At 66.8% G+C, this 13,438-nt stretch carries 10 protein-coding genes; 2 read left to right on the top strand and 8 right to left on the bottom strand.

The features are described 5' to 3' along the window. Positions 1-63: 63 nt before the first annotated feature. The 4 genes from ETR14_RS14660 to ETR14_RS14645 all read right to left on the bottom strand — a co-directional run bounded on the left by ETR14_RS14660 (position 64) and on the right by ETR14_RS14645 (position 6,213). Positions 64-3,513, bottom strand: a complete 3,450-nt coding sequence (locus ETR14_RS14660; RefSeq protein WP_129385711.1) for a TonB-dependent receptor — start codon at positions 3,511-3,513, stop codon at positions 64-66. A gap of 243 nt (positions 3,514-3,756) precedes the next feature. Beyond that, complete coding sequence (locus ETR14_RS14655; protein WP_129385709.1) at positions 3,757-4,746, bottom strand: FecR family protein; 990 nt, start codon at positions 4,744-4,746, stop codon at positions 3,757-3,759. Then, the gene (locus ETR14_RS14650; RefSeq protein WP_129385707.1) at positions 4,740-5,216 is read right to left on the bottom strand and encodes an RNA polymerase sigma factor; all 477 of its coding nucleotides are present in this window, start codon (positions 5,214-5,216) and stop codon (positions 4,740-4,742) included. Before ETR14_RS14650 ends, ETR14_RS14655 begins: the two co-directional genes overlap by 7 nt. Before the next feature lie 244 nt (positions 5,217-5,460). Further along, on the bottom strand, positions 5,461-6,213 hold the full coding sequence (locus ETR14_RS14645; protein ID WP_206185843.1) for a CPBP family intramembrane glutamic endopeptidase: 753 nt from the start codon (positions 6,211-6,213) through the stop codon (positions 5,461-5,463). 116 nt (positions 6,214-6,329) lie between these two features. Between ETR14_RS14645 and ETR14_RS14640 the strand changes: the two genes are divergently transcribed. After that, the gene (locus tag ETR14_RS14640; protein ID WP_129385705.1) at positions 6,330-6,797 is read left to right on the top strand and encodes a hypothetical protein; all 468 of its coding nucleotides are present in this window, start codon (positions 6,330-6,332) and stop codon (positions 6,795-6,797) included. Further along, positions 6,794-7,090, top strand: coding sequence for a transcriptional regulator (locus tag ETR14_RS14635; protein ID WP_129385703.1), 297 nt, complete (start codon positions 6,794-6,796; stop codon positions 7,088-7,090). Before ETR14_RS14640 ends, ETR14_RS14635 begins: the two co-directional genes overlap by 4 nt. 147 nt (positions 7,091-7,237) lie before the next feature. Here the strand turns inward: ETR14_RS14635 and ETR14_RS14630 are convergent, their stop codons facing one another. Genes ETR14_RS14630 through glgC form a run of 4 tightly spaced genes read right to left on the bottom strand, consistent with a single transcriptional unit; the run spans position 7,238 to position 13,434 of the window. Next, positions 7,238-8,539 carry an MFS transporter gene (locus ETR14_RS14630; protein ID WP_129385701.1) on the bottom strand — a complete coding sequence of 434 codons (1,302 nt, stop codon included), beginning with the start codon at positions 8,537-8,539 and terminating at the stop codon, positions 7,238-7,240. A 40-nt stretch (positions 8,540-8,579) separates the two neighbouring features. Then, positions 8,580-10,694, bottom strand: coding sequence for a glycogen debranching protein GlgX (gene glgX, locus ETR14_RS14625; protein ID WP_129385699.1), 2,115 nt, complete (start codon positions 10,692-10,694; stop codon positions 8,580-8,582). Continuing rightward, positions 10,691-12,169 (bottom strand): glycogen synthase GlgA, encoded by a 1,479-nt coding sequence (gene glgA / locus ETR14_RS14620; protein ID WP_129385697.1) that lies wholly within the window; start codon positions 12,167-12,169, stop codon positions 10,691-10,693. The genes glgX and glgA overlap by 4 nt, the downstream gene beginning before the upstream one ends. Further along, entirely contained in the window at positions 12,169-13,434 is a 1,266-nt protein-coding gene (gene glgC / locus ETR14_RS14615; protein ID WP_129385695.1) for a glucose-1-phosphate adenylyltransferase, read from the bottom strand. Before glgC ends, glgA begins: the two co-directional genes overlap by 1 nt. Between the last annotated feature and the right edge of the window lie 4 nt (positions 13,435-13,438).

Below are 13,438 nucleotides of genomic sequence, written 5' to 3'. Positions count from 1 at the left end.
AGGATCCTTGAGAGAAAAGGAGCCGGCCCGAGGCATGGGGGACCGGGCCGGCCCAGGGAAGGGTCAGAAGGTGGTGGCGACGCCGATCTTGAAGCGTCTACCGCCGAGATAGGTGGCGCGGGTGTAGAAGGTCGGACTGCCCATCTGGCCGCCGAACGTCTCCTCGACGTCGGGGCTCGAGGTGCCGCGCAGCAGATCGGAGCCTTCCACGTAGAGCCGCACTTGGCCGAAGCTGGGCTTCAGCCAATATTCGGCACGAAAGTCGAGCGTCTGCACGCCCTCGCTGAACACGCTCAGCGCCCGCGGCGCGAACCTCGACAGCGCCCGTGACTGGAAGCCGTAGGTCAACGTCGCGTCGACCCCATATTTGTTGTAGGTCAAGGCCACCGTGCCGGAATGCTTCGGCTGCTGGTTGAACGGGATCGAGGTAAACTCGTATTGATGATCCGGCTCCGGATCATAGACCCACGAGAAGGTCTCGGACCGCTTGCTCTTGGTGTAGGTATAGTTGGCGAAGATGCCGAACCCGCTCCAGATCCCCGGCAGGAAATCGAACTGGCGCTCGATCTGGCCCTCGATGCCCCAGATCGTGGCGACACGGTCGCTGTTCGCGGGCGTGCTGCCGACGATCATCGCGCCGCTGGGATTTGCCGGATCGAAATAGGGCGCGCCTTGAAAATAGGGGTGGTCCGGCAGCGTGATCGCGGCGAGGTTGGCCGGCCCATTGGTGATGTTGGCCTGCAGCAGATTGTCGATCCGCTTGTAGAAGCCGCTCAGCTTCATGATCCCGATCTTGTGATAATATTCGACGCTGAGATCGAAATTCTGGGTGGTCGCCGGCTTGAGGTCGGGATTGCCGGTGCCGATCTGCAGGATCGGCTTGACGCCTTCGGGGCCCGGGATCGGGATGTTGATGAACGAGATCCGGGTCTGGGCGGAGAGCTGGCCGATCTGCGGCCGGGCGACCGACAGGAAATAGCCGCCGCGGAAGATCAGATTGTCGCTCTGGCGGTAGTTGAACAGGATGCGCGGCAGAAAGTCGCTCGCCGTCTCGGTCTCGGTGACCAGCTGCGCGAACTCGTTCTGGAACTTGAGATCGTTGCCGAAGCCGCCGCCATTTTCCGGCAGGATCGGTCCGATATAGCTTGGGAAGAGCAGGTTGGCGGCTTCGAGATGCGTGCGATTGTAGCGGACGCCGCCGATCAGCTCGAGCTTGCCGAAGGTCAGTCGCGACTGGACGTAGGCGGCGAAGCTCTCCTCGAGCGTGCGCTGCTTGCCCTGATCGGGATGGGGCACGATCGGGGTCAGGGTGAAGCCGCTGCCCACCGCGGCGAGATCGTCGATGTTCCGCACGAACGTGCGCAGCGATTTCTCGTCGACGACGGCAAAGCCTGGTGTCCTGACGCCGATCCGCGACAGGTCGGACGGACCGAATTCCAACCCCACCGACGATGCCGGCACGTTGCCGCCGAGCTGCGAACGGACGAGGTCGCTCTTGAACTCGGTGCGCTCATAATAGGCGCCCGCCTCGACATAGCTGAAGAAACCGGCATCGGGCTGGAACTTGGCGCTGAAGCTGCCGGTGTAGCGGTCGTTCAGACCCTTGGTCTCGTCGATCTGCCCGCTGGCATTGTCGATGGTGAAGTTGGCCGGATCGTTGACGAACGCCCATCCCGCCTGGCTGAGCAAAGGCAGCGGAATGCCGTTGCCGCGGCGCGGCCCCCAGCCCGTGAGGATGCGTCCGCTCGCCGGATCCACCGCCTCGGGCGCGAAGAAGCCGGCGGTCGCGTCGGTGTCGGGCATCCGCAGGGTCGTCGAGAATGCCCTGGGATGGGTTTCCGCGCCATGGGCATAGCCGGCGAGATATTTGAACTCGAACTTGCCGACATTGGTCTTGCCGTTGAAGCTGTAGGTGTCGGTGACGTTCTTGACGTTCGCGTCGTAGGAATAGAGCTGCTCCCGGTGCAGCCCCGCATTGCCCGGGGAAAGATCGATCTGGAGCTCGGCGATCGCCTCGCCGCCCGGCACGTCGATATATTCGGCGTCGGTCGAGAAAGCGTCGGCAAGGCCGTAGCTGTCGCGCTTGGTTTCGGAATGCTGGAAATCGAACTTGAGGTTGGTGTGGCTCGCCACCTTCCACTCGGCCGACAGGGTGCCGGACATGGTGCGCTGCTTCACATGGTTGAAGCTGGTATCGATCCGGGTCGGGTAAGCCTGGTCATCGCCGGCCCTGAACGGAAAATTGGTCAGCGGGTCGACCATCTCGAATGCGCTCGGCTCGCCGCTCTCGCTCACCGGCAGCGTCCGGCCGTAGCGCAGGATCGTGTTGTACGAGAGGTTGCGCACCGAATTGCGCCGATACTGGACGGAGGCGCTGAGACCGAAATTGCCCGACGCGCCGAAGGTGCCCGCGATCGTCCCGGATGCGAGGAAGTCGTCGCTGAAATCCTTGGGCCCAAGCCCGCCCTCGATCAGGACGTTGGCGTAGCGACGCGGGCGGTTGAGCGGCGACAGCGTCTCGATCTCGATGAGGCCCCCGGTGCCGGCGCTGTCCTGGCTCGGCAGCAGACTCTTGTGGATGGTGATCCGGCTCACGGAGTCGGCGAGCAGGTTGGACAAGTCGGCCGAGCGGCCGGTGCCGTTGCCGACCGGCAGGTTGAGGCCGTTGAGCTTGACCGCGTTCATGTCGGGCTCGAGGCCGCGGACGATGACGTTGGTGCCGTCGCCGGTGACCGCATCGCGCTGGAAAGATACGCCGGGTGCGCGCCGCAACGCTTCGGAAAAGGTGGTGCCGGTGAAGTTGCCGAGATCGTCGGCCGAGATCACGTCCGAGCTGTTCTCAGCAGTGCGCTGCAGGTTGAGCGCGTTGGCGCGGGCGCTGCGCGATCCGTAGACGACGATCTCGCCCACCGCGTCGCGCGGCTCGGCCATGACGAACTCCGCCGACGCCGCCCCGTCGCTGACTTCGACGGTCTGGCGGACCGTCTCGAAGCCCAGAAACGAGATTTCCACCGTGTAGGTGCCGGGGGCGAGATCCGGGAAACGGAAGGCGCCGAGATCGTCGGCGGTTGCGGTCTGGCCGGTCTCGACGATGCGGACGAGCGCGCCGGCGATGTTGCGATTGCCGTCGGCCTGCGCGACGTGGCCCACGATCGCCCCCGATCCGCCCTGCATCGAGGTTCGGCTCCGCTGCGCGGGTTCGTTGCGCGGCGTGCCGACCACGTAGGAGCCGCCGCTGGTGACGGTCAGCGACAGCCCGGTGCCCTGCAGCAGGCGGCGATAGGCGGCTTCGGCGCCGAAGCTTCCGGTGAGCGCCGCCGCATTCTTGCCGCGCACCGCCGGCTCCGAGAAGACGATGTTGGAATTGGTTCGCGCAGCGACTGCGCGGAGCGATCGCTCGAGCGGCTGCGCCGGCAGATCGAACGAGAACAAGGCCTGAGCCTGCGCCGACACCGGAGCGACCAGCGCGGACGTGGCAAGCGCCACTGCAGCGAACGAGAATCTGGTTACCATCTTTCCCCCTTGCGGGAGACGACGACCCCGTCTCCCACTTGTCTAGACGATGCTGCAGTGCAAAGCCGACATCAATGGGACACAAAAAAGTAACCCGATGTGCATATTTCTAGACATGGAACGTCGGTCCGGCGCCGTCCGAACAAGCTAAGAGGTTGATTCCTCAACGCGTCTCTTGAGAGCGGATCCGCGCAAACCTGCACGCACGGGATCCCACCAAAATGGATCCAGCGGGCCCGCTCGTCAGCGGACGATGCGCAGTTCGCTTTGCCCGGGCTCCACCCGCAGACCGTGCAAGGCAGCGATCGCCGCAGCGAATTCGGCCGTGTCATTGGTCGCGAACACGCCGGAAACGCGCAGCGAACCGAGCCGCGGATCGCCGATCGCGATGCGCGGTCCGCCGTACCGATTGAGCTCGGAAACGGCGGCGGCAAGTGGCGTGTCGGTGAACACCGCCTGCCCGCGCCGCCAGGCGGTGGCCGCCTCGATGGAGGGCTGGTCGATCGTCGACGGTGCCTCGGCCGTCGCCGTCAGCCGCTCGCCGGCAGTGAGCATTGCGGGCGCGTCGGTGCGCCGGTCCGATGTCGGGCGCAAGGATGCGACCGCGACCTTGCCCTGGATCAGCGTGACCACCACGCCGCTCTCGGTTCGTCGGACGATGAAGCTGGTTCCCACCGCGCGTACGGTCCGGTCGCCGGCGGTGACCACGAACGGCCGGTCGGGGTTGGGCGCCACCTCGAACATCGCCTCGCCGCGGTCGAGGATCACCTTGCGCAGATTGTCCTCGAAATCGACATGCACTTCCGTGTCGGTGTTGAGCGCGATGCGGCTGCCGTCCTTGAGCGTGGCGACCCGTTGTTCGCCGATCGCGGTTTCGTAATCGAGCGGCCGATGCGCCGCCCACCAGCCCCCGGCGCCCACTGCGATCAGGATCGTCGCAGCAAGCGCCATGCCCCAATATGGCTGCGGCGCGCATAAGGACGGCCTTTGGGCGCGCGGCGCCGGCCGATCGAGCCCGGCGGTGCGCGCCGCGCCGGGGATCATCGACCAGATTTCCGTTGCCCGCTCGAAGGCAGCCTCATGCGCCGGATCCGCCTGCAGCCAGGCACGAAGCGCCTCGTCCGTTTCCGGGCAGCGCGCATCTGAATTGAGCCGCGCGATCCACGCCGCCGCTTCCGCATCGATTCGCGGCGGCATCTCGTCTTCGGTGCGGGATCGGGCGGCGCTCACCATTCCGCCATCCACTGCATCAGCTGAAGGGTGGCACGGGCGACCTGCTTCTCCACGGCTGCGACCGACATGTTCTCGGACGCGGCGATTTCCGCAAAGCTCATATTGTCCAGCCGCCGCTTCAACAGGATCCGCCGGGTTCGCTCGGGCAGCCGGGCCAGCCCGTCGCCGGCATGGCGCAGCCGCGCCTGCGCCTCGACGATCTGAGCGGGATCGGGCGCATGATCCGCGATCGCCTGAATGTCGTCATGCTCGACGAACGGCGCACGCGCACGCCGGCGCGCCCGGTCGATCGACAGGTTCACCGCCGCCGTCACCAGCAAGGCTTCCTGCGAGCGTGCCGGCTGGTGCTGCTCATAACGCTCGATCTTCAGAAACGCGTCCTGCACGAGTTCATCCGCATCCTCCTCGGAAACGCCCCGGCGCAGGACCGCGCGCCGCGCTTTCGCAAGCATTTCGGCAAGGCTCGGCATCTTCGGCTCTAGCCCCGCATCTCATCAGACGCGCGAGCTGGACAAATCAGACATGTGCCGGTGCAATAAATTCGCGCCGCATGTGCTGGAGAACGCGCGCGCCGCGAACGGCACAGAGTTCGGGCATGGTGACGACGCGGACGCAACAAGATTGTCTTGATCCCCCTGAATCGAAAACGGCCTCATCGTGGGGAAAGCCGGCGGCGCTGTCCAGCCGCCGGTGAATCTATCCCTAGCTTCGCAGTCAGGCTGCCATCGCGCGGCGCCCCACCATCCGCCCGGCAATCCACGGCCGCACGATAAGCGCGACGAGATCGATCGCGGCATGCACCCCCATCAGCCACAACAATGCGCCGTGCTGGAGATAGTGGACGGTCAACAATCCGCCGACCAGAGTGGTGCCGACCACGCCTTTCCAGCCCTGGTAGGCGTGCATGAGCCCGAATGCCGCCAGCGCCACGCCGAAGCCGATCGCTGCCGAGCCGGTCACATCCGCGACCAGCAACGGCAGCGCGAGGCGGAAGAACAATTCCTCGCTGAAGCCGGCATTGAGGCACAACGGCACGACCGCAATCCGCTCGCGTGGGCTGCGCGGGAACAAAGGCTCGATGTCGGCGGTGATCGCATCGACCACCCGCCGCAGCCGGTAGATCTGCACCGCTGCCACACCGCCGAGCGCCAGGGCGACCCCGATCGCGAAGTCGAGCGCGCCGCCGTCGGAGGATGGGGCAGGATCGTGTTTGGGAAGGCGCGCCGCCAAGGATGCGAACAGATCCGGCATCGCGAACGGCGCATCGCTTCGGCCGAGCATCAGCAGCGTGATCAGGCTTGCGCCGGTCAGCAGCAGGAAGCTCTCGACCGTCCAACGCCGGTAGAAGGCGATGCGGCGGCTCTCGTCCTCGGCGCGCTTGAACGCCGCATATTGGCGGTTTCCGCGGACCGTCCACACGGCGAGGCCGGCGAGCATCGCAATCAGCCATAGGATCTCGATCATCATTCACTCCCTGTTGCCGCAACCGGACGGCGTCACTTTCCGATTCGGAAAATGACGCTGACTTTCCACTCCGTCAAGTGATGAGTTGACCACTTGGAAAGTCGTCTGCATGAGGAGCCATGCGCAACGACGATCAGCCGAACATGGACCGCGACCAGGCCGCGGCGGCGCTCGCCGCGGTCGCCGAGACGCGGCAGCGCCTGGCGAGCCGGGCGCAATGGTCGTTCGGTCGTCACCTCGCCTTCGGTGCGCTCGTCGGCGCCCTGGTCGCAAGCTATGCGCTGCCGCCGAAGGAAACGCTGGCGGTGGTGGCGGCGATCATGCTGCTCACCTTTGGCGTGATCGCCCGCGACCGCGCCCGCGACGGCTTTTTCGTCAACGGCTATCGCCAGGGGCGGACCCGCAGCATCACCTGGCTGTTCGTCGGCGTCACCATGGCCGGCCTTGCCGCTGCGCTGATCGGCAAGCAGGTCTACGGTCTCGTTTCGGTGCCCCTTCTTGCGGGGCTGGTCGTCGGAACATACGGAACCTGGGCGAGCCGCGCCTGGGAGCGCGCCTATCGCGCCGAATTGTCGGAGCCGCGATGAGCGCGGACGGGCTCGATCCGGTGATCCACGCGCCCGCCCGGCTGCAATTGTCGGCCTTGCTCGCCGGCGTCGACGAAATGGAGTTCGCCAGCGCCCGCGAGACGATCGAGGTCAGCGATTCGGTCCTCTCCAAGCATCTCGCCCAGATGCAGGAGGCCGGCTACGTTCGCCTCCGCAAGGCCGCGCTCGGCGGACGCCAGCGCACCTGGCTGTCGCTGACCGCACAAGGGCGGGCGGCGCTGGAACGGCATCTGCGCGCGCTGGAAAAGATCGCCGCGCTCGCGCGAAGGTGACTGCCCTCACCCTCCCAAGCCTGCGGCTTGGGGCCCTCCCTCTCCCCAAATGGGAGAGGAAGTAAAAGGTCCCTCTCCCATTTGGGGAGAGGGAGGGGCCCGCCGCGAAGCGGTGGGAGGGTGAGGGCAGTCCGGTGAAGACAGTGCTCAATCCTCCGCGATATGGCTGTGCGCGCGCGTGTCGCGCATGAACGTGTAGACGAGCAGCGAGAGGAAAATCAGCCCGGTCACGTACCAGTAGAAAGCACGCTCGACCCCCGCATCCTTGAACCACAAGGCGGCATATTCGGCGGTGCCGCCGAACAATGTGTTAGCGAGCGCATAAGGGAGCGCGACCCCGAGCGCACGGATGTGGGCCGGGAACAGTTCCGCCTTAACCACCGCGTTGATCGCAGTGTAGCCGGAGACGATGACGAGGGCGGCGAGCACGAGACCGAAGGCGGCATAGGCACTCGTCACCGTCTCCAGGGCGGTGAAGATCGGTACGGTGAGCAGGGTGCCGAAGATACCGAAGCCGATCATGATCGGCTTGCGTCCGACCCGATCCGACAGGGCGCCGACCGCCGGCTGCAGGAGCATGTAGACGAACAGGGCCGCGGCGGTGATCTCGGTCGCCGCCTCCCGGCTGAAGCCCGACGTGTTGACCAGGAATTTCTGCATGTAGGTGGTGTAGGCATAGAAGGCCAAGGTTCCGCCGGCGGTGAGGCCCATCACCAGCAAGGCCTCGCGCGGATGGTCGCGGAACAACGTCAGCCCACTCGAGCGCGGAGTCCCGGACGTCTTCGCATTCTCGAAGCTCTGCGTCTCGGCAAGGCGGCGGCGCAGATAGAAGACGAACACGGCGAGCACCGCGCCGATCCCGAACGGGATTCGCCAGCCCCAGCTTTCGAGCGCCGCTTCGGACAGCGTCGATTGCAGCACCAGCAGCACCGCCAGCGCGATCAGCTGGCCCGAGATCAGGGTGACGTACTGGAAGCTCGAATAGAAACCGCGATGCTTCCGCTCCGCCATCTCGCTCAGATAGGTGGCGCTGGCGCCATATTCGCCGCCGACGCTCAGCCCCTGCATCAGCCGCGCCAGCACCAGGATGGTGGGCGCGAGCACGCCGATCGACGCGTAGCTCGGCGTCACCGCGATCAGCAAGGATCCGAGGCACATCAGCGTGACCGAGAGGGTGAGACCCGCCTTGCGGCCGCGGCGATCGGCATAGATGCCCATCAGCCAAGCGCCGATCGGGCGCATCACGAAGCCGACAGCGAAAATTGCGGCTGCGCTCAGCAACTGCGCGGTTTGATCGCCCTTGGGGAAGAAGGCCGGCGCGAAATAGAGGGTGAAGGCCGAATAGACGTACCAGTCATACCATTCGACCAGATTGCCGGCCGAGCCGCCGATGATGTTGCGGATCCGGTGCGCGCGGTGCGGTCCCTTGTTCGCCACTGTCTCGGTCATCGGCCTCCCCTCTTCCGAACGTCTTGTACCTCGTTAAAGGTCAGCGCGGCTCTTCGGCAACCAGCAGCAGCGACCGCCCCGCGACCGCGAATTCGGGCCCACCCTCGTGAAAGTCCCGCTCCTCCGGATTGCTGTCGGCAAGAACGCGCCAGTCGAGGTCCGTCCGCGCCTCCGGCAAGACGAAAGTCCGTGCCTCGCGCCCGCCGTTGACGAGGAGTGCCAGACGCTCGCCTGCGTGACCGAGCAGCATCGCCATGCCGTCGCCGCTCTCCCAATCGTTCGGGGTCATGGCCGCCCCCAGGGGCGTCAGCCATTGGACGTCGCCCTCGCCGGTGAGGAAACGATCCTGGCGCAGCACCGGATAGGCATGGCGCAGCGCGATCAGACGCTGGGTGAAGGCGCGAAGGCTTTCGTCGCTGCGATCCCAGTCGATCCAGCTGCCTTCATTGTCCTGGGCATAGGCATTGTTGTTGCCGCTCTGGCTGTGGCCGAGTTCGGCGCCCATCGACAGCATCGGCGTGCCGCGCGCCAGCAGCAGGGTGGCGATCAGGGCGCGCTGGTCGTGCAGCCGCGCGGCGCGGATGGCAGGAACGTCGGTTGCGCCCTCGGCGCCGTTGTTCCAGCTGAAATTCTCGTTGCTGCCGTCCCGATTGTCTTCGCCATTGGCGTGGTTGTGCTTTTCCGAGTGGGCAACGAGGTCGGCCAGGGTGAAGCCGTCATGGGCTGTGACGAAGTTGATCCCCCGCGACGGCCGCCTCTTGGCGGCGAACAGGTCCGCCGATCCGGCCAGGCGGGTGGCGAGGCTGCCGAGGCGGTGCGGATCGCCGCGCCAGAAGCGGCGGACGTCGTCCCGGAAGCGGTCGTTCCACTCGCCCCAGGCGCCGCCGAACCTGCCCACCTGATAGCCGCCGGGGCCGATGTCCCAGGCTTCGGCGATCAGCTTCAGCCCGCGCAGCTCCGGATCCTGCTCGATCGCGGCGAGCAGCGGCGCTTGCGGGTCGAAGCCGTCCGGGCGGCGGCCGAGGCAGGTGGCAAGATCGAAGCGAAAGCCGTGCACGCCGGCCCGCGCCCAGCAGCGCAGCGCGTCCATCACCAGCCGCACCACCGGCGCACGGTCTAGCGCCAGCGTGTTGCCGGTGCCGCTGTCGTCGACATAAGCGGCCGGATCGTCGGCCTGCAGCCGGTAATAGGTCGCATTGTCGAGACCGCGCAGCGACAGGGTCGGCCCGAGCGCGTCGCCCTCGCCGCTGTGATTGTAGACGACGTCGACGATCGTCTCGATCCCCGCCGCGGCCAGCGCCGCCACCGCCGCCGCGATCTCCGGCCAGCCGCCGGGCGCCAGGCGCGGATCGGGCGCGAGGAAGGCGACCGGATTATAGCCCCAGTAATTGGTGAGACCGAGCGGCCCGAGATGCCGCTCGTCGATCCACGCCGCGGCCGGCAGGATCTCGACGCTCGTGATGCCGAGCCGGACGAGATGGTCGATCGCAGCGGGGGAAGCGAGGCCGGCAAAGGTGCCGCGGACCGCCGGCGGCACGTCGCCATGCCGCATGGTGAAGCCGCGGACGTGAAGCTCGTAGAGGATCGTCTCGGACCACGGCACGGGCAGCGATCGGCTCCCCTTGCCATTCACATTTGCACCCGTTCGGGCTGAGCTTGTCGAAGCCCCCTCCTTCTTTTCTCGTGGGGAGGAAGAGGAAAGAAAGGGCTTCGACAAGCTCAGCCCGAACGGCGGAGGGGTCTCGGTGACGATCCCCTTCGGCATGAACGGCGCGCTGTCCTGGCCGTCCGGCCCACCCGCCGCATCATGCCCGAACATGCTCGGGTGCAGCACGAACCCCCGATCGAGCACCCGCGCATGCGGATCGACCAGCAGCTTGGCCGAATTGAACCGGTGCCCCGCCGCCGGCGCCCAAGGGCCATGGGCGCGCAGGCCATAGCGGGCGCCGACGCCGACCCCAGGGATCCAGGCATGATGGACGTCCCCCGTCCGCCCCGCGAGACGTACCCGCTCCACCTCCTTCGCGCCGGCGTCGTCGAACAGGCAGAAGTCGATCGCGTCGGCATGCGCCGAAAAGATCGCCACGTTCACACCGTCGCCGCCCAGGGTGACTCCGAGCGGCTCCGCCCGCCCTTCCCCGGGCCGGATGGTCATGCCTTGGCGCGCCGCCTCGCGGGGGCGGCGCCCGGCGCCAGGCTGCGGAACAGCCGGGCATAATCCTGCGCCGGGCCGTGCCACGACACGTCGGTCGCCATGCCGTTGGCCTGCAGCCGCGACCATGTCGCTGGCTGACGGTACAAGGCGGCGGTGCGGCGCAGCGCGCCTTCGAACATCGTCTGATTGACCGGAGAGAACATCACGCCGGTCGCCGCGCCGGCAGCGAGCGCCATCGGGCTCGCATCGATCACGGTGTCGGCGAGGCCGCCGACGCGGGCGACCACCGGCACCGCGCCATAGCGGAGCGCACAAAGCTGCGTGAGCCCGCACGGCTCGAAGCGCGACGGCACCAGCAGGGCGTCGGCACCCGCCTGGATGCGGTGGGCAAGGCCCTCGTCATAGCCGATCCGGCAGGCGATCCGCCCGGGATGCGCGTCGGCCGCAGCCCGGAAGCCGGCCTCCAGCGCGGCGTCGCCCGATCCGAGCAAGGCCAGCTGCGCACCCTCGGCGATCAGCAGCGGCAAGGCGTCGAGCAGAAGATCGAGCCCTTTCTGCCACCCAAGGCGCGAGATCACCGCGAACAGCAGGGTGTCCGGCGCCTCGTCCAGGCCCATTTCCGCCTGCAGCGCCGCTTTGTCCGCAGCCCGCGACGCCGGATCGGCAGCATCATAGGGTGCCGGTATCAACGGATCGGCAGCCGGATCCCAGACCGCCGTGTCGATGCCGTTGAGGATCCCCTGCAGCCGCTCCGCACGCCCGCGCAGCAGACCCTGCAGGCCCATGCCGAATTCGTCCGAGCAGATCTCGTTGGCATAGGTCGGCGACACGGTCGTGATCCGGTCGGCCAGCCGCAGCCCCGCCTTCAGGAAGCCGATCTGGCCATGATATTCGACACCGTCGACGGTGAAGGCGCGCGGCGGCAGCCCGAGCGCTTCGAGCAGATCGGCGGGGAACGCGCCCTGGAAAGCAAGATTGTGGACCGTCATCACGGTCGGCACCGCGGGCCCCTCGCCGAACGCGACATAAGCGGGCGTCAGCCCGGCCTGCCAATCGTGGCAGTGGATCACGCTGGGACGATAAGCGGGAAGCAGCCCCCGCCCGAGCGCCGCCGCGACCCGCGCAAGCGCGGCAAAGCGGAACGCATTGTCCGGCCAGTCGCGCCCGTCGGCACCGAGATAGGGATTGCCGGGGCGGGCGTAGAGATGCGGCGCATCGATCACCAGAAGATCGAGCCCCGCCGCCTTGCCGGCAAGCAGGCGTGCGGGGCCGCCGAACAGGTCGTCGAAGGCGTGCACGGCCTGCGCGCGCTTCAGCGCTCCGGTGACCGCGGGGTAGCCGGGCACGAGGGTCCGCATCGCAATGCCCTCGCCGGCAAGTGCCCCCGGCAGCGCTCCGGCGACGTCGGCCAGCCCGCCCGTCTTGATCAGCGGATAGACTTCGGACGCGACCGACAGGACCTGGAGACGTGCCATTATTTCAGGGCGTCGAGCATCGGCTGGGTGATCAGGCAGACGCCGGCCTCGGTGCGGCGGAAGCGCTGGGCGTCGGCCACCGGATCCTCGCCGACCACCAGGCCCTCGGGGATGGTGACGCCGCGATCGACGATGACGTTCTTCAGGCGCGCGTGCCGGCCGACATTGACCCGCGGCAGGATCACCGCGCGATCGATGGTGGTGAACGAATTCACCCGCACACCGGTGAACAAGAGGCTGTTCGACAGGCGCGCGCCCGAAACGATGCAATCGCCCGAGACCAGGGACGAGATCGCCTCGCCCCGGCGCCCCTCCATGTCGTGGACGAACTTTGCCGGCGCGACCATCTCGCTGTGGGTCCAGATCGGCCAGCTGTGGTCGTAGAGATCGAGATCGGGCGTGATCGAGGTGAGATCGATATTGGCCTGGAAATAGGCGTCGAGCGTGCCGACGTCGCGCCAATAGCTCGGCGCCTCCGGAGTCGAGCGCAGCGCCGAGCGGCCGAACAGATGGGCGTGCGCGGTCCCCTTCTTGACCAGCTTCGGGATGATGTCCTTGCCGAAGTCGCGGCTCGAATTGGGATCGGCGGCGTCCTCGCGCAGCACCTGGAACAGCAATTTGGTGTCGAAGACGTAGATGCCCATCGATGCGAGCGCCAGATCGGGATGGCCCGGCATCGCCGGCGGGTCCTTCGGCTTCTCGTAGAATTCGATGATCTTGTCATTGTCGTCGACATGCATCACGCCAAACGCGGTCGCCTCCATGCGGGGCACCTCGATGCAGCCGACCGTGACGTCGGCGCCGCTCTCCGCATGCTCGCAGAGCATGATCTCGTAATCCATCTTGTAGACGTGGTCGCCCGCCAGGATGACGATGTACTGCGGCATGTAGGATTCGATGATGTCGATATTCTGGTACACGGCATCCGCGGTGCCGAGATACCAGAGCTCCTCCGACACGCGCTGGCTGGCCGGCAGGATGTCGAAACTCTCGTTGCGCTCCGAACGGAAGAAAGACCATCCCCGTTGCAGGTGGCTGATCAGGCTGTGCGCCTTGTATTGGGTTGCGACGGCGATGCGGCGGATGCCGGAGTTAAGCGCGTTCGACAGTGCGAAATCGATGATCCGGGTCTTGCCCCCGAAATAGACGGCCGGCTTGGCGCGCCGGTCTGTCAGCTCCATCAGCCGGCTGCCGCGCCCGCCGGCCAGCACATAGGCCATGGCGTGGCGGGCATAGGGCCCGTGGGGCTGTGTTTTCGGCGGCATGCAT

This window comes from Sphingosinicella sp. BN140058, from assembly GCF_004135585.1.
GTDB lineage: Bacteria > Pseudomonadota > Alphaproteobacteria > Sphingomonadales > Sphingomonadaceae > Allosphingosinicella.
The sequence above is the reverse complement of the archived record's forward strand: the minus strand, read 5'-3'. Positions and strand labels throughout refer to the sequence as shown.

Coding starts and splice junctions, on each gene's coding strand:
- glgC (WP_129385695.1), bottom strand. CDS start 13,434: ATGCCGCCGAAAACACAGCCCCACGGGCCCTATGCCCGCCACGCCATG.
- glgA (WP_129385697.1), bottom strand. CDS start 12,169: ATGGCACGTCTCCAGGTCCTGTCGGTCGCGTCCGAAGTCTATCCGCTG.
- ETR14_RS14655 (WP_129385709.1), bottom strand. CDS start 4,746: ATGGTGAGCGCCGCCCGATCCCGCACCGAAGACGAGATGCCGCCGCGA.
- ETR14_RS14660 (WP_129385711.1), bottom strand. CDS start 3,513: ATGGTAACCAGATTCTCGTTCGCTGCAGTGGCGCTTGCCACGTCCGCG.
- glgX (WP_129385699.1), bottom strand. CDS start 10,694: ATGACCATCCGGCCCGGGGAAGGGCGGGCGGAGCCGCTCGGAGTCACC.
- ETR14_RS14635 (WP_129385703.1), top strand. CDS start 6,794: ATGAGCGCGGACGGGCTCGATCCGGTGATCCACGCGCCCGCCCGGCTG.
- ETR14_RS14640 (WP_129385705.1), top strand. CDS start 6,330: ATGCGCAACGACGATCAGCCGAACATGGACCGCGACCAGGCCGCGGCG.
- ETR14_RS14650 (WP_129385707.1), bottom strand. CDS start 5,216: ATGCCGAGCCTTGCCGAAATGCTTGCGAAAGCGCGGCGCGCGGTCCTG.
- ETR14_RS14645 (WP_206185843.1), bottom strand. CDS start 6,213: ATGATGATCGAGATCCTATGGCTGATTGCGATGCTCGCCGGCCTCGCC.
- ETR14_RS14630 (WP_129385701.1), bottom strand. CDS start 8,539: ATGACCGAGACAGTGGCGAACAAGGGACCGCACCGCGCGCACCGGATC.